Here is a 21,370-nt window from a genome sequence, read left to right as displayed (position 1 = left end):
TTCACTGGCTGATGGACATCGACGCGGGCACGACCTGGTATTCGAGCTGGGCCCATGTCTGGGACACCTCGCGCCGAAGGTCGAGCACCTGTAGCTGGGCGTCGAGCAATGCACGTCGGGCAGCAAACGCGTCCGCAAGCGACCCGCTACCCGCCCGATAGGCAGCGGCAGCGAGCTGGACGCGCCGGTCTGCAGCGGGCAGCAGGGAGTCGGTGAGATGGACGATGCGCTCGCGGCCGCTGGCAAGCGTCGCCGACTGCGTGCGGATATCCGCTTCGACTTGCCGCTGCGCGTCTTCGTACATCAGCCGCGCCTTGGTGCCGAGTTCGGCCTTCTCGTCGGCGTCGCGGTTCTGGCGATTCTTGCGATTGATCGGCAGCGGAATGCTGACGCCGACCGAAACCATGTTCGAGTACTGCCCGCCACGCTGCTGATAAGAGACTTCCCACGTCCAGTTGGGACTGCGGTCGCTGTTGGCGACAGCCGTATCGGCATCGGCGACGGCAATGTCCCGCGAAGCGGCCACCAGCACCGGCTGAACGTCGCGAAGCTCGTCGGGCGGCAGAGACGACACATACGATTGCGGTGCGGGCGGATCACCGCTCACATCGAGAACAGGCGTAGCAGTCCAGCGGGACAGTCCGATCAGTGCGGTTTGAAACGCCTGTTGTGCCTTGAGCAGCTGATCCTGCGTCTGCGCGAGCATCGCCTGCGCTTGCACGACGTCGGCTGCGCTTGCCTTGGCTCCCCGGTAAGACGCTTTCGTCGCGTCCAGTTCGTGACCCATATGACGCACCAGCTCCTGCTGCAACGCGAGCGCCTGCTTTGCGTAGATAGCGCTCAACCACGCAGACGCGGTTTGTTGCCGTGTGTTCACGAGCTGTAGCAGATAGCCGGCTCGCTCGCGGTCCACCACATCGTTCGCCCGCGCGGAGAGCAGGCGGCGTTTGTCACCTGATACCCATTCCTGCTCGATGCCGATACGGCGCATCGTCATGAAGTCCTGACCGATGGTGAACCGTTGCGATCCGTTCACCGGCAGGTTGTCGATACCCGCTTTGAGTAGCGGGTCGGGCAACTGCCCGGCCCGAACCGCAGCATCGGAGCTGGCGCGCACGGAGGCCTGTGCGGCTCCCATGGCGGAAGAGCGGTCGGTCGCGGCCTGAAGCGCCGCATCGAGCGTGTAGCTTGCTTGCTGAGCGTGTGCCGCGCCGCTCGCGAGAATCAGCGCGGCGAAAAGCGAACGCGCGCGCAGTGGTGCACGCCGGGCTAACGGCGTGCGAAAAATGAATGGCATGTTCTAACCCCAACGGCGAACTCCCAAACGGAGTCCACGTCCTGGACGCAGGACGACCTCACCGCAAATGCGGTGAACCTGTCAGCAAGGGATTAGATGGCGCGAGGAGGTCGCCACGGTCCGGTCGGCTCACGGACCGGCAGTGATTGCGCGTAGTGGAAAACAACGGTGCTCGACAACCCGGCAGGCCGGGTTATACCGGTCGGAGAGACCGGGTGATACAGACTGCCGATCTGGCATTGAGCCATTACCTTGCAGAAAAAGCCCTTGGCTTTTTCGGGCTGCGATGATGATTGCATGGACTCGCAGCCGGGCATGTCAGCCGACATCGCATCGCTCTCGTCGGCACTCGTGCTCATCTGCATTGGACATTCTCCCGTCAAGCCGCTAGCCGCCAGCCCACTAATGGGCAGCGCAGCGCATAGCAACAAGAGGAGCAACGTCCGCAGAAATTTCATGCCGGAGATTATAGCCGCAGTAATTTAACCGGGTGCATCGGATTGGCTATCAACAGCAGGATCAGCGTTGATGCGAAAAAACGCCCTATGCGGGGCGTTTTTTCGTTTGGGCGTTAGCTTGCTTGCGGCGGAGCGGGACGGTGCTTAGACGGTCGCTTCGACAATCGCTTGCGTATGGGCCGATCTCATCAGCCCCTCGATCATCTTCGCTTCCGCGTTCGCGATCTCGCTCAACGATGCGATCGACAGTTGCCCATCCAGAATCGCCAGCGCGGTGCAAAGACGGGCGTATTCGCTGTCTTCGAGCATCCAGGCGCCGTCTTGATGCTCACTCGCGTCGAGCTGCACCATCGCCGCATGCGCGCTTTCGATATCGGCAATGACGTCTTCGCCGAGACCAAGACGCGCTAATTCTTGCGACACCAGCAGATGCCGGCTCAAGGTCAGGTGTAAATCCCGCGTGCCGCGACCACGCCGGAATGCATCGAGGGCGGTGTAGCACTGCAGGAGCATCGCCTCGGTGACCGGCTCGTGGGCGGTGCGGCTATAGGTCAGCGCGCGCAGCAGCGGGGACATGGCCGGCTGGGTGTGCTTGCGGACTCGCGATTTACTGGACATATCGATTCAACCTCCTTCGCTAACTCTCGGCTTTGCCACCGAATGCTGTGCTCTCCGGTGGCAAACGCCGCCGATGCGCCGGCGGCTTGACAGGCCCTTAATGTGAGTCTGTGCAGCCATCATGGCAAGCAACTATTAAGACAGACTTAAACAACTCAAAGTCTCGAATGTGCTCGGCGTCTCACCGCGCGAGCAGATTTTCCGCTACGGCTGGCCGGAAATGCAACGCTGCCATATAGGTTCGGATCGAATAAATACAAGTCACATCGGCCGCATCGACGAAAAAAAAGCCCTGTTCCCGCGAGGGAACAGGGCCGGACAGGATGGAAGAGTCGTACAGGCGCGTGGATGCTTGCCGACTTTTATAACCATCACAAACTACCAAAGCTGTTGCTACCAGAACTGCTACTACGTTATTGCGGTACTGCTTTACTGCGGTGTTGCCGTGTCGCTTTACTGCGGTATAGCGGTGTTGCGTTACAGCTCGGTCCCTCGCCATCAACATCGCCTCGCTGCAACCCCCTGCTGAGCCGTGCGCGTGACTGCTGCGATTGCGCACTATTTGCATTGCTTCGACTTCCTACTGCTTTACTGCCCTGCCACGTCGGTCAAACGCGGCAAACTGCCATCAACGGTACGGTTCAAAACAACGCGGGGGAAGACCGCGTCGATGGGCTCGGTGACTTGTCGCTCCATGGAAAACAGTTTATGTGAACACACGAAAATGCAATTGCGCGAAACGAGGGGAATTGGCAGGCCAGTTTGCCGAATCGCCGCGGTGTGAAGGTTTCTTCAGACTTGAGCCGTGAGCGTAAGCGCCCGAAACACAAGCGCGCGGCCTGTACGAACGCCTAGGCTTCGAAATCGTTGCCGAAGAGGAAATGGAGTTTCTGATGCGGCGCGCGCCGCACGCGTCTGCGCAAATTCGAGCAGAATGACCGTCTGACAAAGACGGAACGAAACCCGCCATGACCTTTCGCGATACCTCGGCCATCGAGAGCTGGCACGCCCACGTTTACTTCGATTCAGGTAGCCGCGACGCCGCGTGGACCTTTCGCGAGCAAATCGAAGCTCATTGGAACGGCAGACTGCAAATGGGCCGCTTTCACGAACGCCCGGTCGGACCGCACCCGATGTGGTCGTATCAGCTCGCATTCGCGCAGGAGCAGTTCGCCGAGCTCGTCGGCTGGCTCACGCTGAATCACGGCGCACTCGATATCTTTCTGCACCCGAATACCGGCGACGCCTTGCGCGACCACCGCGACGCGGCGCTGTGGATCGGCCGTTCGCATGAGCTCGTACTGAGCGCTTTCAACTAGGCGCCAAGGCATCCGCAGCGGCGCACGGCCGCTAGCCCGGTCACATGTTCGAGTATGAGTTGCACCATCCACGCGCGGCGACCTGCTTGTCGCCGAACAGCGTGCAGCCACCGTAGGAATCGGTAGGCTTACCCTGGAATAGCGAGCAGTTGGCGCAGGTTTGCCCGGCGGTGTAGCTGGGGAACTTCGCCTTGTCGACCTTTGCCGCGTCCTCTTTATAACCGACGGCCTGCGCCTTCGGATCGGCTTCGCTCAGTGCGTTCGCGGTGTCGGCGAACGCGACGCGGGACAGCATGAGCGATGAGCTCACGCCCACACTCAGCATCAGAAAATGGCGGCGTGAGGTTTTCATCATGGTCCGGGGGGAAGATTGGAAAGTGGGGATGCCCGTGGATCGGGTTCAATCGAGAAATCGCGTGAACCGTTCAACCGGTTCGCGATCCGTGCGTAACGTATTGACCAGCGCGTTTTCGTCGGCGAAACCGAGCGACATGCCGCATACCAGTTGCTCTTCGGCCGGCAGGCCGAGATGCTCGGCAATCAGCCGGTGAAACTGCGTAAAAGCCGCCTGCGGACAGGTATCGAGGCCGCGGCCGCGCGCCGCCGTCATGATCGCTTGCAGGAACATGCCGTAGTCGAGCCAGCTGCCGAGCTCCATCACCCGCTCGATCGTGAAGAACAGGCCAACCGGCGCGCCGAAGAACCGGAAGTTCTGCGCATGCTGTTCATGCATGCGCGTCTTGTCGCCCTTCTCGATGCCTAGCAGGCCGTACAGATCCCAGCCGATCTTGCGGCGGCGGTCGATGTAGGGCGACACCCATTGGTGCGGATAGTAGCGATACTCTTCCTGATACAGCGCATCGCGCTGAGGGTTGTCATAGGCGGCGACCAGAGTCTCCGACAGGCGCGCGAGCGACTCGCCCGTCACCACATAGACTTTCCACGGCTGAGTATTGGTGCCCGAGGGAGCGCGGCTGGCCGCTTCGAGAATCGCCTCGATATCGGCGCGCGCAACCGGCGTGGGCAGAAAGGCGCGGATCGACCGCCGCGATATCAATGCGGCGTCGACCTGATTGGGGGACGTGGTCATCGGCAGAAATCCGGCAGGGCCAACGGTTTTTGGCGGTCTGCGACGATTCTAGCGCGAGCGCCCACTTTTCCGCTGGCAGGCGTGCAGGGTTCCGGGCGGGCGCGTCACTGCTGCGACGCTGCGCCCTCAGAGTCGGCTAAAGAAGCCCCATACACACGGCTGCAACGATCGACCCGATCACCAACACCGCGCCGACGGTTTTGCGTTTGTTCAATTCCGTCCAAAGCAGGACGCCGGTGAGCGACAGCAAAATGATGCTGCCCGCCAGCGTATCGATCAGCAGCACCCAGCCGACGCTCAAGCCGACGCCCTTGTGCAGATTCGTGAGCGTCGCGAGAAACGAGTTTTCACTGCGCTTGACCGTCACATAGCCATTGCCGACCCAATACTCCGCGGCGGTGTTTTCGTGCGGCGACGAAAAGGTGAGCTGCCAGTGCTCGGGCTGAAGCACGCTGCGATCGCCCCACGCAACCGGATGTGCGGGCTCTTTCTGCGCGCGTCCCGGGGTACCGGCCAGTTTCAGTTCCTGCTTGAGCCACTTGCCGAGTTCGCGCGGCGTTTCCGGCGCCGGTTGCGGCAACGGCACCTGCACGACCGACACCTGCGGCTCGCCGGTCGACACCTTGAGCGGCCCGCCACGATGATTCAACAGAAAACCCGTGGTGCCGAACAGCAAACCCAGCGCAGCGCCCCACAACCCGATCCAGCCATGCACTTTGCGCAGCCATTTAACGAAGGTGGCGCGGCGCGAACGCTGCTGCCGTGCCTTCAGTTCGTCGCGGTCGAGCCGCTGCGGTTCGACCGCCTCAGCGTCGATGGCCTCAGCCGGTCGGAATTCAATAGCCTCGGGTACGCTCACGTTTCACTCCAGGTGCGCAACAGGTTGTGATAGCAACCGACGAGGCTGCGGCGCGCGGCATCGTCGGCATGCGTGGCGTTCAGACGTTGAATCGCCGTGTCCATATCGAATAGCAAAGCGCGCTGCGTGTCGCTGCGCACGAGGCTTTGCACCCAGAAGAAGCTGGCGAGGCGCGCACCGCGCGTGACCGGCGTGACCTGATGCAGACTGGTGGCGGGATAGACGATCATGTCGCCCGCCGGCAGCTTGACCTGTTGCACGCCGTAAGTGTCTTCGACAACGAGTTCGCCGCCGTCGTATTCGCCGGGTTCGGACAGGAACAGCGTCACCGACACATCCGTGCGCAGCTTCACGCCGTTGGGCAGCACCCGCACCGCACCGTCCACATGGCTGCCGAATTCCATACCGCCTTCGTAGCGATTGAAGAGCGGCGGATACACCTGATTCGGCAGCGCCGCGCTAATGAAGAGCGGGTTGCGCTCGATCGACGCGAGAATCACGTCGCCGAGTTCACGCGCGATCGGTGAATGCTCGGCGATCTGCTGATTGCGTTTGACCGGCGCACCTTGATAACCGGCGGTTGCGCGGCCGTCGACCCATGCGTCGCCGGCGCTATCGAGCCGCTCGCGCACAAAGCGCAACTGCTCGGCGTTCAGTACATTCGGAATGTGCAGCAACATCTTGAGTTTCCTTGGCCTCGTTACGTCGGCCTGCCGTTTGCGAGAACGGCAAGCCTACCGTATCAATGAGGCACGCTTCAGAACCGGTAGTCGAACGTCGCCAGCAGCGTGCGTCCAATCCCCGGCACCGAACGGCCACCGTCCGACTGGATGAGCGCGTCGTAGTACATCTTGTTGGTCAGGTTCAGCAGATTCAGCCGAACGTCGTATTTCTTCGCGTGATAGGCGGCAGTCGCATCCCAGCGCGTGTAGCCCGGCACCTGCACGTAGTTCGTGTTCGACGCGTAGCGCGGCGACATGTAAGTCGGGCCGCCGCCGATTTCCCAGTGCGGGGTGATCGCGTAGGTGGTCCAGAACGTCAGCGTATTGCGCGGCGTGTTGGCCGGGGTGTGCCCCTGGGTGCCGTCGAGCGCCTTCAGGACGATGGCGTCCATGTAGGTGTAGCCACCGAACACTTGCCACTTGTCGGTAATGTGGCCCGTCACGCCGGCCTGGAAACCGTCGACGCGGATGTCGCCGTCGAGTTCGTATTCGGTCGGTGAGACTTGCGTACGGGCGTTAGTCATTTCCTCGCGGAAGAACGCGGAGTTCACCGAAATATTGCCGCCCAGCAGATCCCACTTGCCGCCGATTTCATACGACCTGGTGGATTCCGGCGCGAGATTCTGCGTCAGGTTGGTGACCGTCAGCGCTTCGAGAGATGGATCGAACGACGTGCCGTACGACACGTAGTACGACTGCCAGTCGGTCGGCTGATAAATCACGCCGGCGCGAACGCTGGTGAAGAAGTTCGTTTGCGTCGCGTAGCCCGGCAGGCTGATCGTGTTGTGGATCTGCGCCTGGAAGCGATCCCAACGCAAACCGCCAATCACCTTCCAGTGCTGACCGAGCGACACCGTATCGTTCACGTACGCGCCAATTTCGTTCGAACCAGAATCGGCGCGGTTGCCGACCGTGGTGGTCACACCGGCAGGCGAAGACAGATACGGCGGGTTCACCATCGAAACAACCGGCAAGTTGTTGCGCGTGTAGGCCTGATTCGAATAGCTGTCGTGACCCAGGTCGACCCCGGCAATCAACTCATGCTTGATCGGCCCAGTGTCGAATTTGTACTGAAGCGAAGTGTCGTTGTACAGCGAGTGGTTTTCGATTACACGGTCATGGCTTTGCAACTTGATGAACAGTTGCGAAGGCGACAGCGTCGTGAAATTGCCATTGGTCAGCGCCGTGCTGGTCGCAAGCGGCCCCGTCAACACAGCTTGCGGCGCAGTTTCGCGCGCATCGGTCATCGAGTGCGAGAACTGCGTCTGGTTGGTCAGCGTGAGCTGGTCCGAGAACTTGTGTTTGATCACGGCGGTGAACGTCTGCACGTCCTGAATCGTGCGATCGGTGGTCAAGCCATAAAACGTGTTCTTCGGTACCGGCGACGGACGGCCGTTCAACGCCTGCACGCCGTAGTCAGGCATGTCGTAGTTGTGCTGGATCAGTGCGGAGATCGTGACTTCAGTCGGCGTGCCGATGCCGAAGCGCACTTCCGGCGCGATACCGTAGTCCTTGTTCTTCATCTCGTCGCGCGTCGAACCGAGGCTTTGGCCGAATGCGTTCAGTCGAATCGCGGAGGTGTCCGTCAGCTTATGGTTCACGTCGACGGTGCTGCGATAGCGGTCGTCGGTGCCGATCATGCCCGTGACTTCCGCCGAGTCTTTCAGGTTCGCCTTCTTGCTGACCTGGTTGATCACGCCACCCGTCGAGCCACGGCCGAACAACATCGACGACGGACCGTACAGCACTTCGAGTTCTTCGAGGTCGAAAGTGTCTCGATAGTACTGGTTGCGGTCGCGGAAGCCGTCCAGATAGATGTCGTTCTGCGCGGTGAAGCCGCGCAAGTTAATGTTATTGCCGATCTGGCCGCCTTCGGCCCCGCCGATCGTCACGCCCGGCGCATTGCGCAACGCGTCCTGGAACGACGTGGCGCCTTGGGAGGCGAGCACCGCCTTGTTGATCACCGTCACCGTCTGCGGAATGTCGCGCAATGCGGTGGGCGTCTTGGCGCCGACCGTCGAGCGTTCTGCCTGGAAGTCCTGTTGTTCAGCTTGCGCCGCGACGCCGATGGTCGGCAAGGTCGCGTTGTCGGCCGCTGCGGGCGACGGCGCGTTTTGCGCCGACGGCTGCGACGCAGCTTGCGGTGCGGTCTGCGCGACGACGGGCGTCGCAAATGGAACGGCAAAAGCTAGCGCTAACGCAGTCGCAAGCGGCGTGTGATTGAACATGGGAAATCCCGTCGGAAGTGCGCTTGCCCGATCCGCATGCTCGACATGGAATCAATGACAAAACCGCAATTGGCTGGCTGCCGGTCTCCTGCTTGGAGCAGGAACGACGGGATGGCTGGCTAGTTGTTAAATGAGAATCGATATCATTCCATACGCACAAAGACGCATCAATCGCGGCGAACCTTACCTGCTGTAATGGAATTGTTTCTAATTTTTACCAACGTAGGGAATACGTAATTTTCGAAGTTTCGCGGCCAGCTAAAAATTACTTCTTTGTAATGTCAAGCAGCCCGACTGATGGCAGCTCCGAATATTTGTTAGATGAATATTCGGACACGTGTATATCCTCGATAAATACATCAACTTCTCTCAACACTCATCAGACCTGATGTCAATAACCCGGGTGATATCGCTCGGCGATGAAAGCACATGTTACTTAAGCAAATCAGTCGAGCCGGCCAGAAAGCTTTCTAAAAGCTAACGCTTCGCCGCGCTTGCGTGTGCCGCCGGCCAAACGAGAAATCGCCACACCGTTTATCCTTTTTACAACACCGCATACCGCAACTGTCCCGTCCATCTTCGGAGTTGACCATGCAATACCGCAAATTCGGCCGCACCGGCCTGACCGTTTCGCGCCTGTGTCTCGGCACGATGACCTTTGGCCTGCAGACTGAAGAAGACGTTTCGCGGCGGATTCTCGACACGGCGGCGGACGCCGGCGTGAACTTCATCGATACCGCCGACGTTTATCCGCTCGGCGCCGGCGAAAGTAATGCTGGACGCACGGAGGAGATCGTCGGACGGTGGTTGAAGGGCAAACGCGACCGCTTCATTCTGGCGACGAAGGCGGTCGGCAAGATGGGACCGTCAGCGTGGGATCAAGGCGCGTCGCGCAAACATCTGCTGGATGCGATCGATGCATCGCTGCGGCGGCTCGGCACGGACTACGTAGACCTGTACCAGCTCCATTCCGACGACGCGAACACCCCGCTCGATGAGACGCTCGAAGCACTGGACGCGATCGTGCGATCCGGCAAGGCGCGGTATATCGGCGTGTCGAATTTCCTGGCGTATCGGCTGGCGCGGGCGCTGGGTCGCGCCGATGTGCTGCGCGTGGCACGATTTGTATCGGTGCAGCCCCGCTATAACCTGTTGTTCCGGCAGATCGAGCGAGAATTGTTGCCCTTGGCGGATGAAGAGCAACTAGCCGTGATTCCCTATAACCCGCTGGCAGGTGGTTTGCTGACTGGTAAGCATCGGGTGGATGCTGCGCCCACATCCGGGCGATTCACCGAAACCGTCGGGAAAGCGGGAGCCGTCTATCAGGAGCGGTACTGGCATCAGCGTGAGTTCGAAACGATCGAGAAACTGAAGGCGATCGCTACGCCGACGGGCGAGTCTTTGACTCGGATTTCTCTTGCGTGGGTGCTGGCGAATCCGCTGATTACGTCCGCGATTATTGGCGCCAGTAGCGCCGAGCAGTTGAGCGACACGCTATCGACTTCGGAGCTTGTGCTCGATGCACAGGTTAAGACACAGCTTGATGAGGTGAGTCACGAATATCGATGGGGTGATGCGGCTAGGTAGTGGGATGCCTTTGACGGCGGCGCCGGTTGCCGGCCCGCCGCCATCGAAGGCACAGAATTTACCGTCCGTATCGAAGCACCGTACTCGCCGCAGCGAGCACATGGTCCTTCATCGCCGCCAGCAACGCGTCGCGCGTCAATCCTGCCGGCAATGCGTCCGGCGCTAAATCAAGCGCATAAACCTGCGCAACATAGTGATGCGGGATGTCCCCAACCGGCGGGCAGGGTCCGTAATAGCCAGGGCCCCCCGTCCGGTTCGTGCCGGCCACGCTACCGGCCGGCGTCACGCCTGCACCAAGCCCGGTCGCCGACGGCGCAACGCCATACATCACCCAGTGGACAATGCCCAGGCCCTTCGCGCCGTCCGGATCGAAGATAGTAATGGCGTAGCTCTTCGTGCCGGCAGGCGTGTTCCGCCATTGCAAGGCCGGCGACACATTCCCGCCACCGCAATTATTCGCGCTCGCCGCATGGCTCGAATCCAGCGTGCCGCCGTCGGCCAAACCCGGCGACGACAACGCAAATGCATCGGCCGCGCGGACATTCACTGCAGCAAAAGTCAGCGCGGCGCACATGCTGGCAAATAACAGGCGTCGTGCAACGCCAGCGGTATGGCTTCGAATCATTGTTGGCTTCCCCGGGTATAAGTTAGCTAAGCTGAAAAAGGTCGTGCCGCAACAAACGCGTGTCACGGCCACCGGTGACAAACGTATCGATCGGTCGCTTTATTCCGTCGACGCGCTACGAATTCATCCGTAAATCGCGCCTCACTTGAACCGGCCCGTCCGCTCATTCGCCTCCGGCAACTGCCGCGTCTCACGCAGTGACTTCGGATGCCACAAGCGCGCGCCGCCTTCGATCCCAGCATCGTTCGAAACGGTCGCGACGTTCGCGGGCAACTTGAACGTCAGCCGCGCCGCGTTGCCGCCGCCGATCCACAGCTTGTCGTAGTTCACCAGCGAATTGAGAATGCCGATTATCTTCTCGACCCGGCGATTCCAGCGCTTGTTTCCCGCCTTCTCGCGCGCCGCGTCGCCGATGTATTCGTCGTACGCCACCCCCTTCTTGCTGACCGGATGATGCGCGAGCTCGAGGTGAGGCATCAACTCGCCATCGCGGAACAGCGCCGTGCCCGCGCCCGTGCCAAGCGTCAGTACGAGCTCGATCCCATGACCTTCGATCGCGGCAAAGCCCTGCATCTCCGCGTCGTTGATCATGCGCACCGGCAGACCGCCGAGGCGCTGCGCCAGCGAATCCGCAAGCGGAATATCATGCCAGCCTTCAACGCCAAAATGCGGTGCCGTCAGAATACGGTTGTTGCGCACCACGCCCGGAAAGCCAATCGACATCAGCGTGGGCGGCTCTTTTTCGACTAGCGGCTCGACCAGCTTCACCAGCGCATCCACCAGTTGATCCGGCGTGCACGGATGCGGCGTCGGCACACGCAGACGGTCGGTTTTCATCTTACCGTCCGCATCGATGATCGCGGCTTTCAAGCCCGTGCCACCGACATCGATCGCCAGAATCCGCTCGGTACTGGTTTTTACTTTCGTCTTACGTGTGGCCACGGTGTCCCCCGATTGTGTTGGTGCGCCTCATGGAATTACTTCTTTTCGACTGCATCCTGCTTCAAAGGACGCCATGCATGGCCGTCGCGTGCGAGCAGCGCGTCCGCTTCAGCAGGCCCCTCGCTGCCGGCTGCATAACCATGCACCGGAATCGCGCCGCCGGTCTTCGGGTGCAGCACGTCGTCCACCGCGCACCAGCTCGTTTCGATGCTGTCGGCGCGCTGGAACAGCGTCTCGTCACCCAGCATGCAGTCGTACAGCAAAGTCTCGTAGCCGACGTTGGCCCGTTCGGCGAAGAAGTCCGCGTAGTCGAACGACGACTGCACCGCGCCGATCTGCATCACCGGCCCTGGCGTCTTCACATTGAAATCGAAACTCGTGCCGTGCGCGGGATCGATGCGCAAGGTCAGCACATTCGGCGTCAGCGCGTCGACCGGCGTATCGCGGAACAGACGGAACGGCACCGGCTTCAGTTGCACCGAGATCTCCGTACGGCGGGCGGCGAGCCGCTTACCGGTGCGCAGGTAGAACGGCACACCCGCCCAGCGCCAGTTCTCCACATACACGCGGGCGGCGGCGTAGGTTTCGGTCGTGCTGTCCGGTGCGACGTCCGGTTCCTCGCGATAGCCGATGCCCGCCGGACCCTTTTCGTATTGACCGAAGACGACGTCGTCAGCAGTCAACGGCTGGATCGCGTCGGAGATTTCGGCCTTCTTGTCGCGCACGGCTTCGGCGTCGAACGAATTGGGCGGTTCCATTGCGACCATGCCGAGCAGTTGGAACAGGTGGTTCGGCAGCATGTCGCGGAACGCGCCGGTCTGCTCGTAAAACTTGCCGCGTCCCTCCACGCCGATCGTTTCGGCCGCGGTGATCTGCACGCTGTCGATATATTCGCGCCGCCAGATCGGCTCGAACAACGCATTCGCAAAGCGCACCGCGAGAATGCTTTGCACGGTGTCCTTGCCGAGAAAGTGATCGATGCGATACACCTGCGACTCGTCCGCGTACGACAGAATGTGCGCGTTCAGATCGCGCGCCGAAGCGAGGTCGGTGCCGAATGGCTTCTCGATCACGATGCGGCGGAAGCCGCCCGCATCGCCCTCACCTTCTTTCAGCAAACCCGCTTTGCCGAGATGCTCGACGATCGGTTTGAAGAAGCGCGCAGTGACCGCCAGGTAAAAAATCACATTGCCACCCGGCGATTGATCGAGCTTTTGCTTGAGCTTCGCGAACGTGTCGTCGGTTTCGAATTCACCGGCCATGTATTCGAGCCGTTGCGCGACCCAGTCCCACGCTTTGTCGTCGAGCTTCCCGGCGTGGAACGTGCTGGCTTTGTCGGCGGCGAACTGTTGCAGCGACTTATGCAAATCTTCGCGCCATACGCTCGTCTCGCGTTCGCCGTGATTCGCGCCGATGATCTTCATGCCGTCGTCGAGCAGACCGTCCACGGCGAGGTTGTACAGCGCGGGCATCAGCAAGCGTTTGGTCAGGTCACCGCCCGCGCCGAAGATCACCAGCGTGCAAGGCGGCGCAGGCCGTTTGCCGGCCGGCGACGATGGCGCGTCATGCGGACCCGCGCTGACTTTGCAACTAGGTTCACGAGCGGCGGAAGTTGGGGTGTTCGGAGTAGTCGACATGGGATTCGCTTATGGAAGCTACTTGGTTACCGCCGTTACCAGCGCGGGCGCAGGTTCGGGCGCGGACTCAGTTGGGCAGGCGGGAGCCGGCGCCGAAGTCGACGTCGGTATCGGCGCGCGGTCCGGCTCGCCCGCCAGCGGCACATTGCCGGATGCGCCCATCGCCCTCGGTTGCAGCAGCAGCGCCACCAGGCCGCTCCAGCCGGTTTGATGCGAAGCACCCACACCGCGTCCGTTGTCGCCGTGGAAATACTCATGGAACAGCACGAGATCGCGCGACCGCGGGTCAGCCTGCAATAGCGGATATGCACCCATCACCGGACGTTCGCCGTTCTTGTCCTTCAGGAACAGAGTGGTCGCGCGGCGCGCCAGTTCGTCGCCGATTTCGCTGAGCGAAAACTTCTGCCCTGAGCCGGTTGGATATTCGACGCGGAAGCCATCGCCGTAGTAGCGATGAAATTCGTAGAGCGATTCAATCAGCAAATAGTTCACCGGCATCCACACCGGTCCGCGCCAGTTCGAATTGCCGCCGAACACGCGGGTGTCGGATTCGGCCGGCAGATACTTGACCGTCACGCTGGTGCCGTTGTGATTGAACTCGAACGGATGGTCGCGATGGAATCGCGACAGTGCCCGCACGCCGTGATCGGAGAGGAATTCGCTTTCGTCGAGCGCCCGGCGCAGCAACGCTTTCATCCGATGCCCGCGCAGAAGCGAGAGCAGTAACGCATTGCCCTTGCCAGGCTCGTTCCAGCGCGAAACCAGCTTCGCCAGATCGGGGCGATGCTCGAGGAACCAGACGAGCCGCTCGCGCAGACCCGGCAAGTGACCATGCAAACGCTCTTCAAGCACGTGCACCGCGAAAAGCGGAATCAGGCCGACGATCGAGCGCAGGCGCATCGGAATATTGCTGCCGTCGGGCAGGCGCAATTTGTCGTAGAAGAATTCGTCTTCGCTGTCCCATAGACCGGTATCGCAACCGTCGTCGCAACTCACGGCCTCGGCGATATACAGGAAGTGCTCGAAAAACTTCACGCCGATGTCGACGAACACGTGGTTCGCATACGCGAGTTCAAGCGCGATCCGCATCAGGTCGAGCGCGTATGCCGCCATCCAAGCAGTGCCGTCGGACTGATCGATGTGACCACCCGTCGGCAGCGGCGACGAGCGGTCGAAGATACCGACGTTGTCCAACCCGAGAAAGCCGCCCTGGAAAACGTTACGGCCATCCGCGTCCTTGCGGTTCACCCACCACGTGAAGTTCAGCAAAAGCTTGTGAAACACGAGTTCCAGAAAATCCCGATCCGCCTTGCCGGTCAGCGCGCGGTCGATTTCATAGACGCGCCACGCGGCCCACGCATGCACGGGCGGATTCGCGTCGCCGAGCGCCCACTCGTAGGCCGGCAGTTGACCATTCGGATGCTGATAACGGTCTTTCACCAGCAGCAACAATTGACGCTTGGCAAACGCGGGATCGATCAGCGCGAACGCGGCCGCATGAAACGCCAGATCCCATGACGCGTACCACGGGTACTCCCACTTGTCGGGCATCGACACGATGTCCGCGTTGCACAGATGCCGCCAGTCCACGTTGCGGCCGCCTTTGCGCGACGCAGGCGGCGTGGGTTGCAGCGGATCGCCTTCGAGCCAGCGCTGCACGTCGTACTGGTAGTACTGCTTGGACCACAGCATGCCGGCGAGCGCCTGGCGCTGCACGAGGCGCGCGTCGGGATCGGTGATCTCGTGTTGCAGCGCGCCATAGAATTCATCGGCCTCGGCGATGCGGTGAGCGAACACTGCATCCGCATCGAGTTGCGCGTCGTCCGGCGCCGACTGCGGACGCCAGCGCATATACACCACGGCGCGGCCATGCGGCCCGAGTTCAATCGACGCGTGCGCGCCCGCCTTGGTGCCGGCGTCGCGGCGGACCGCCTGTTCGTCGCTGTGGACGAGGTAGTCGTTGAGGCCGTCCTTGAACGGCCCGGCGCCCTCCATGTTGAACAGACGCTTGACGTTGGTGTCGTTTTCGCAGAACAGCCACGCCATCTGCGGCGCGTCTTTCGACCACGCTGTCACGACGATCGGCTCATGGCCATGCTGCTTGCCGATCAAATGGACTTCACCGTTGTGGTCCTTGCCCGCGACCAGCGACGGCTTGTCCTTGTTCTCCTTCCACGACCACGAATTGCGCGCCCAGATCTGCGGCAGCACGTCGAGCGAAGCTGCCTGATCCGCGCGATTCTCGATCGTCACGCGCATCAGGATGTCGTCGGGTGCATGCTTCGCGTATTCGACCTGCACGTCGAAGTAACGGCAATCGTCGAACACGCCGGTGTCGAGGATTTCGTATTCCGGCATGTCACCATCACGCCGCGCGTTTTCCTGCACGAGATCGTCGTACGGAAAGGCGGCGTGCGGGTACTTGTAGAGCATCCGCATGTACGAATGTGTGGGCGTGCCGTCGACGTAGAAGTACAGCTCCTTCACGTCCTCGCCGTGATTGCCCTGTGCGTTGGTGAGGCCGAACAGACGTTCCTTCAGGATCGGGTCTTTGCGGTTCCACAGCGCGAGCGACACGCACCAGCTGAGTTTGTCGTCACCGAAACCGGCGATGCCGTCTTCGCCCCAACGGTAAGCGCGGCTGCGTGCGTGGTCGTGAGGGAAAGAGTCCCAGGCGGTGCCGTCCGCGCTGTAATCCTCGCGGACCGTGCCCCACTGACGCTCGCTGAGATACGGCCCCCAGCGTTGCCAATGGGCACAGTCGGCGGAGTGCAGGCGGGAACCTTCGATCGTGTCGAGCAGATTGGCAGCGCGCAGCGGTGGCATGACTACGTCCTTGCGTCGGGCCTGGCGGTGGGACTCACATCGTAGCGCGGTTTAAGGGGCGATGGACTCCAATCGGGCAAGCAGGGTTTCGAGGCGCAGCAACTCCCCCAGCGACCACGCCTGAAACGGCGTGCCGGCGGGCGTGTGCGGCGCGTCGCCGTCGGCGATTTCGGAGAGATGGTCGAGGCCCGCGTGATCAAGATGCGCGTACAGCGGGTCGAGAAACCGCGCTTTGGCTTGGGCACGGGCATCCGGCTCTGCGCCGTGGACCCGCAGCCATGCTTCGACGAATGGGCCTAGCAGCCATGGCCAAACTGTCCCCTGATGATAGGCACCATCGCGCTCCAGCGGCGTGCCGCCGTAGTGTCCGCGGTAGGCAGGATCGGACGGGGCGAGTGTTCTGAGGCCAAGCGGCGTGAGCAATTGCGCTTCGACCTGATCGACCACCGCGCGCGCCGCCGCGCCTTCCAGTAACGGAAACGGCAGGCCGCCTACGGCGAAGATCTGATTTGGGCGGATTGAGCGGTCAACGGCGCCTTTCACGAAATCCACGTCGACGTTATCGACGAGCGCTTGCGTCGACGGATCGGTAAAACGTTCATGAAACGCTTGCAGCGCTCGGTCCGCAGCTTGCTGCCATTGCCGATTCCACGTTGCTGCAATGCGCAATGCGTTGATCCAGAGCGCCTGCACTTCCACAGGTTTGCCGATGCGCGGCGTGACCACCCAGTCGCCGACCTTTGCGTCCATCCACGTGAGTTGCACGCCGGGTACGCCGGCGCTCAGCAGGCCGTCGTCGGTGGAGGCTTTGATGTTGAAGCGCGTGCCGTTCGTGTAGCCCGTGAGGATGGTCTCGACCGCCTGCTGCAACCGTGTTCGGGTGTCGGCTTTTGGGTGGTTCGTTGCCAGATAGTCGTGAACGGCGATGACGAACCATAACGATGCATCGACGGAGTTGTATTCCGGGGTGTCGCCGTAGTCGGGAAAGCGATTCGGCAGCATGCCTTCGGACAAGGTGCCCGACCATTCGAGCAGGATCGCTTCGGCTTCGTCGAGGCGCTCCGTTGCGATCAGCAAGCCGCGCATGGCGATGAACGTGTCGCGGCCCCAATCGGTGAACCAGGGAAAGCCGGCGAGGATCGTGCGGCCTTCGTTACGGGCTACGAGGTAGGCATCGGCGGAACGGTGCAGGCGTGAGCCGAGTGCGCCGCGGCGCTGCTGTTCGATGTGTGCGAGTTCCGTTGCATGGGAGGCGGCTGGTTTGGTATTTGCCGGCACCGCCGCCGAGGACGCGATCGACGCGCTGAGGATCATCACCGCTTCGCCGTCGGCGAGATTGAAACTGAACACGCCTGGCGTGGCAAGGTCTTCGCTGAAGTCGAGGCCACGCTCGCGCTCGCGAACGTAGCAGAAGTTCCGATACCAATCAGGTGCGTGCGTGTAGACGCCATTGGTCGCCGCACTGATGACCGGCAGGTCGCCATAAGGTTGCCAATTCACGCACGCCTGATCGCTGCTCGTCTGCGCGTTGAAATTGAACGCGGCGTTTTCGTGGTGCAGTGCATGGTAATCGCGCCCGGAGAGCAAGGGCCTGACTTTCAGGTTGAACGCGCCTGCGCCAGAAGCCGCTACTGCGCCTTCCAGCCGCCAACGCAAAACCGTTTCGCGCGTCGCCTTGCTCACGAACACTTCCGCTATCAGCGTTACGTGCGGATCGAGTTGCAATCGCCATGTCGGCCACGGGTCAGTGTCGAACGCGAGAAGACTCGCCGTCAGGTCGGGATAGATCACGTCCGGCATATACCGCTGCATGCTCAACGGATAACGCTGGCCGTTCGCTTCGAGCCACGCTTCCACCCCGTTCACGAGTACCACGCGCCCGCCCGGCGCGCGCGTGGCCGTGAGCAGCAAGGCCTGATAGCGGCGCGTGCGCAGCGTGCCGACGGTTCCCGAAGCGAACCCGCCGAAGCCGTCAGCCTCGAGCCATTCGTCTTCGAGACGCGTGATGTCGAAAGGTCTTTCGATGCGTGTCATGGACCTGCCAAAGTATGCGAAGCGCAAATCGTTCGGTGTGCCAGGGCTTCAGCCGTGTGGCTCTAACGTGACCATTCTCCTGCTTACTGCTTTCCAAATGCTTTCTATTAGCCGACATTGCGACGTAAGTCTATCCACTCGCAAACGTTTCACAATTATTTCTCGAAAGGAATGGAGACTGCATCCGCCGCCATAAATTGGATGCAGATATGAGAACAGACACTCGCCTCGCCAGCGCCGTTTTCGTTGCACTCGCAACTTTCGCGTTGAGCGGTTGTGGCGCCGATGACTCCGGCTCGAGTTCAACATCTTCATCGCCAACCGCCGGGAACAACGCTGTCGCGCAAAGCGCCACGACGGCCCCAGCAGCGGCAATGCTCAACGCATCAGCGCCACTCGCAGCCGACCCTGCCGCTGCATCCGATCCGATCACACAAAACATGCAGGCGAGCCTCGCTGCCGACAGCCAGCAAGTCACGCCCGTGATGCATTACGCACCGGGCGACAACGCCAACAGCAACTGATCCGACTCCACCGGCGCGCTCGAGGCGCGCTATTCTTTCCCCACCCGCAGAAGGTGATATTCGATGACATCAAATAGCCGTCGCCGTTTCCTGCAGACCGTGGCTTCATCCGCCGGCGCTGCCGCCGCGCTGACCGCGCTGCCCGAGTCCATTCGCAATGCGCTCGCCGTGCCCGCGTTTTCGCGCACCGGCACGATCCGCGATGTCGAGCACATCGTCGTGTTCATGCAGGAGAACCGTTCGTTCGACCACTACTTCGGCCATATGCGCGGCGTACGTGGTTACAACGACCGCTTCCCGATTCCGCTGCCGGGTGGCAAGCAACCCGTGTGGTACCAGCCGTCGAAGGAGAACGCCGCGCAACCGGTGCTGCCGTTCCATCTGAACACAGCGACAACCAGTGCGCAATGTATCGGCGACCTCGACCACTCGTGGTACCCGACGCACTACGCGATGAACAACGGAGCGTACAACCAGTGGCCCCAGTACAAGACGGACATGACGATGGGCTACTACCTGCGTAGCGACATCCCGTTCCACTATGCTCTGGCCGACGCGTTCACCGTGTGCGATGCGTATTTCTGCTCGCTGCCGGGACCGACGCACCCGAACCGGTCGTACCTGATGACCGGCATGGTCGATCCGACCGGCACCATGGGCGGCCCACTGCTCGACAACAACGATTTCGTCGACAACGACGGTCCGCCGGCTTATCAGCTGCTCTCGTGGACCACGTATCCGGAACGCCTGCAAGCCGCGGGGATTACGTGGCAGGTGTATCAGCAGGGTTTGACCGGCGCCGATCCGTTGAACGGCAACTACGGCACCAACGTGCTGCAGAACTTCGCGAATTTCATCAACGCGCAGCCGGGCAGCGCCTTGTACGAGCGCGCGCAGACGGTGCGCACGATTGCGGACCTGAAGAACGACGTGCTCGCGGGCAATCTGCCGCAGGTGTCGTGGTTGTGCCCGCCGGCTGCGTACTCCGAGCACCCGAGCTATACGCCCGCATACGGCGCGGAATACACGTCGCAGATTCTCGATGCGCTGACGTCGAATCCCGAAGTGTGGAGCAAGACCGTGCTGTTCATCATGTACGACGAGAACGACGGCTTCTTCGATCACCTCGTGCCGCCGCAACCGGCGACGACGCCGGCCCAGGGACAGTCGACCGTCAGCACCGACGGTGAGATTCACAACGTGGTGAATCCCGGCCGTGGCGGCAGCTACACCGCGGACGGTTTGCCGTATGGCCTCGGCCCGCGCGTACCGATGACGATCGTATCGCCGTGGAGCAAGGGCGGTTTTGTGTGCTCGCAGGTGTTCGATCACACCTCGGTGATTCGCTTCATCGAAACGCGCTTTGGCGTCTATGAGCCGAACATCACCGCATGGCGCCGTGCCGTGTGCGGCGACCTGACCACCGCGTTCGACTTCCGCACGCCGGACTCCTCCGTACCTGCGCTCCCGGACACGAGCAACTACCAGCAGATCGCCAACGAGTGCACGTCGCAGCCGAAACCCACGGTGCCCACCACGCCGGTGGCATTCGACCCGCAGGAAAGCGGCATCCGTTTCGCCCGTGCCTTGCCGTACGAGTTGCACGTGAACGGTCACGCGGACGTGAAGAAGAACACGTTTGACATCGCGTTTGCCAATAGCGGCAATCAAGGCGCGCATTTCTATGTGTACTCGACGAATCGCACGGATGGTCCGTGGCGCTATACCGTCGAGGCCGGCAAGTCGCTCAACGAGAGCTTCGATCTGACGACGACAAACGGTGTGTACGCGTTTGAAGTGTTTGGGCCGAATGGTTTCGTGCGCAAGTTTGCGGGTAATACGCAAGCGGCGACGGCGCAGACTGCACAGGCAGCCTTTGGTGGACATGGCAACAACAAACCCGCCCAGCCGGAAATCAAGGTGCAATACGACGTTGCGAACGGCAATGTGTTTATCAAGTTCAGCAACAAGGGCGGCGGTATTGCCCGCCTGACAGTGACGGACAACGCGTATGGTGCGCGCACGCGTCCGGTGCTGGTGCCGGCAGGGGCGCACATCGAAGAGGCCTGGGTGCTGGCATCGAGCCATCACTGGTACGACTTGACGGTGACGAGTAACGACGACGCCAGCTTCTCGGTTCGTCTGGCTGGGCACGTTGAGAATGGCCGGCCGAGTATTAGTGACCCGGCGGCTGTGGCGCCGGTGTTGGTGGTGAATTAAAGCAAGGTGATGATGGACGGGCTTCGGTTGGGTGGCTGCTTTGTTGGGTTGCCTGATCGAAGCTCAGTTGCTCCGGGCTATTACGGCGAAGGAAAATTAGAACGGTCTTAGGCCGATTAGCCAAAGCTAGATAGTTAGCTTAGCAAAGTGAATTTTAAGAGAAGAGCGCATTTATAATCTGGCGGTCGTCAAAACAATGATGACCGGGTGTGAGAGCCCGACTGTTCCGATCGCATAACCTGTTGTGCAGGTCCGTGCGTTTGCCTTAGCGCGTCTTCAACGGGCGGGTGATGGCGAGGGGGCCGCAAGGCTCGCCGGCTTGTCGGGACACCGGTCTCTCAACCTCGCTACGTGCCCGCCCACCCGTTTGCAGCGAGTGTCGGG

18 protein-coding genes are annotated in these 21,370 nt (G+C 61.3%); 4 read left to right on the top strand and 14 right to left on the bottom strand.

The genetic code is table 11. From position 1 onward, the window contains the following. Position 1: 1 nt before the first annotated feature. The 4 genes from KHO30_RS02420 to KHO30_RS02405 form a co-directional block, all read right to left on the bottom strand. Positions 2-1,297, bottom strand: a complete 1,296-nt coding sequence (locus KHO30_RS02420; RefSeq protein WP_211699924.1) for a TolC family protein — start codon at positions 1,295-1,297, stop codon at positions 2-4. A 92-nt stretch (positions 1,298-1,389) separates the two neighbouring features. Further along, entirely contained in the window at positions 1,390-1,755 is a 366-nt protein-coding gene (locus KHO30_RS02415) for a hypothetical protein (RefSeq protein ID WP_211699923.1), read from the bottom strand. Between the two features lie 144 nt (positions 1,756-1,899). Then, entirely contained in the window at positions 1,900-2,373 is a 474-nt protein-coding gene (locus KHO30_RS02410) for a hypothetical protein (protein ID WP_211699921.1), read from the bottom strand. 181 nt (positions 2,374-2,554) lie between these two features. Then, positions 2,555-2,872, bottom strand: a complete 318-nt coding sequence (locus KHO30_RS02405) for a hypothetical protein (RefSeq protein WP_211699919.1) — start codon at positions 2,870-2,872, stop codon at positions 2,555-2,557. Positions 2,873-3,341: 469 nt separating this feature from the next. On the opposite strand from KHO30_RS02405, the gene KHO30_RS02400 reads away from it, so the two are divergent. Then, entirely contained in the window at positions 3,342-3,692 is a 351-nt protein-coding gene (locus KHO30_RS02400; protein ID WP_211699917.1) for a DOPA 4,5-dioxygenase family protein, read from the top strand. A gap of 40 nt (positions 3,693-3,732) precedes the next feature. Here the strand turns inward: KHO30_RS02400 and KHO30_RS02395 are convergent, their stop codons facing one another. From KHO30_RS02395 to KHO30_RS02375, 5 genes are all read right to left on the bottom strand, one after another. Then, positions 3,733-4,044, bottom strand: coding sequence for a high-potential iron-sulfur protein (locus KHO30_RS02395; RefSeq protein ID WP_211700941.1), 312 nt, complete (start codon positions 4,042-4,044; stop codon positions 3,733-3,735). A 48-nt stretch (positions 4,045-4,092) separates the two neighbouring features. Next, positions 4,093-4,782 (bottom strand): nitroreductase, encoded by a 690-nt coding sequence (locus KHO30_RS02390; protein ID WP_200651513.1) that lies wholly within the window; start codon positions 4,780-4,782, stop codon positions 4,093-4,095. Positions 4,783-4,918: 136 nt separating this feature from the next. Beyond that, complete coding sequence (locus tag KHO30_RS02385; protein WP_200651512.1) at positions 4,919-5,641, bottom strand: PepSY-associated TM helix domain-containing protein; 723 nt, start codon at positions 5,639-5,641, stop codon at positions 4,919-4,921. After that, complete coding sequence (locus tag KHO30_RS02380) at positions 5,638-6,321, bottom strand: Fe2+-dependent dioxygenase (RefSeq protein WP_093634253.1); 684 nt, start codon at positions 6,319-6,321, stop codon at positions 5,638-5,640. Before KHO30_RS02380 ends, KHO30_RS02385 begins: the two co-directional genes overlap by 4 nt. A gap of 77 nt (positions 6,322-6,398) precedes the next feature. After that, positions 6,399-8,591, bottom strand: coding sequence for a TonB-dependent receptor (locus tag KHO30_RS02375; RefSeq protein ID WP_211699914.1), 2,193 nt, complete (start codon positions 8,589-8,591; stop codon positions 6,399-6,401). 591 nt (positions 8,592-9,182) lie between these two features. Between KHO30_RS02375 and KHO30_RS02370 the strand changes: the two genes are divergently transcribed. Continuing rightward, positions 9,183-10,178, top strand: coding sequence for an aldo/keto reductase (locus tag KHO30_RS02370; protein ID WP_211699912.1), 996 nt, complete (start codon positions 9,183-9,185; stop codon positions 10,176-10,178). Positions 10,179-10,236: 58 nt separating this feature from the next. On the opposite strand, the gene KHO30_RS02365 is transcribed toward KHO30_RS02370, so the two are convergent. The 5 genes from KHO30_RS02365 to KHO30_RS02345 all read right to left on the bottom strand — a co-directional run bounded on the left by KHO30_RS02365 (position 10,237) and on the right by KHO30_RS02345 (position 18,242). Beyond that, on the bottom strand, positions 10,237-10,803 hold the full coding sequence (locus tag KHO30_RS02365; RefSeq protein WP_200618695.1) for a YbhB/YbcL family Raf kinase inhibitor-like protein: 567 nt from the start codon (positions 10,801-10,803) through the stop codon (positions 10,237-10,239). A 141-nt stretch (positions 10,804-10,944) separates the two neighbouring features. After that, positions 10,945-11,745, bottom strand: coding sequence for an ROK family protein (locus KHO30_RS02360; protein WP_211699910.1), 801 nt, complete (start codon positions 11,743-11,745; stop codon positions 10,945-10,947). A 35-nt stretch (positions 11,746-11,780) separates the two neighbouring features. Beyond that, entirely contained in the window at positions 11,781-13,382 is a 1,602-nt protein-coding gene (gene zwf / locus KHO30_RS02355) for a glucose-6-phosphate dehydrogenase (RefSeq protein ID WP_211699908.1), read from the bottom strand. A gap of 18 nt (positions 13,383-13,400) precedes the next feature. Beyond that, entirely contained in the window at positions 13,401-16,208 is a 2,808-nt protein-coding gene (locus KHO30_RS02350; protein ID WP_211699906.1) for an MGH1-like glycoside hydrolase domain-containing protein, read from the bottom strand. A 51-nt stretch (positions 16,209-16,259) separates the two neighbouring features. Next, on the bottom strand, positions 16,260-18,242 hold the full coding sequence (locus tag KHO30_RS02345) for an amylo-alpha-1,6-glucosidase (protein ID WP_211699904.1): 1,983 nt from the start codon (positions 18,240-18,242) through the stop codon (positions 16,260-16,262). Positions 18,243-18,616: 374 nt separating this feature from the next. Between KHO30_RS02345 and KHO30_RS39130 the strand changes: the two genes are divergently transcribed. Together KHO30_RS39130 and KHO30_RS02335 are read left to right on the top strand one after the other, a co-directional pair. Next, positions 18,617-18,766, top strand: a complete 150-nt coding sequence (locus KHO30_RS39130; RefSeq protein WP_234486587.1) for a hypothetical protein — start codon at positions 18,617-18,619, stop codon at positions 18,764-18,766. A gap of 63 nt (positions 18,767-18,829) precedes the next feature. Then, positions 18,830-20,986: a phosphocholine-specific phospholipase C gene (locus KHO30_RS02335; protein ID WP_200618701.1), complete on the top strand. Its 2,157-nt coding sequence runs from the start codon at positions 18,830-18,832 to the stop codon at positions 20,984-20,986. Positions 20,987-21,370 lie beyond the last annotated feature (384 nt).

Source organism: Paraburkholderia aspalathi (genome assembly GCF_905220735.1).
GTDB lineage: Bacteria > Pseudomonadota > Gammaproteobacteria > Burkholderiales > Burkholderiaceae > Paraburkholderia > Paraburkholderia aspalathi.
This window is presented reverse-complemented; position numbering and strand designations above follow the sequence as displayed.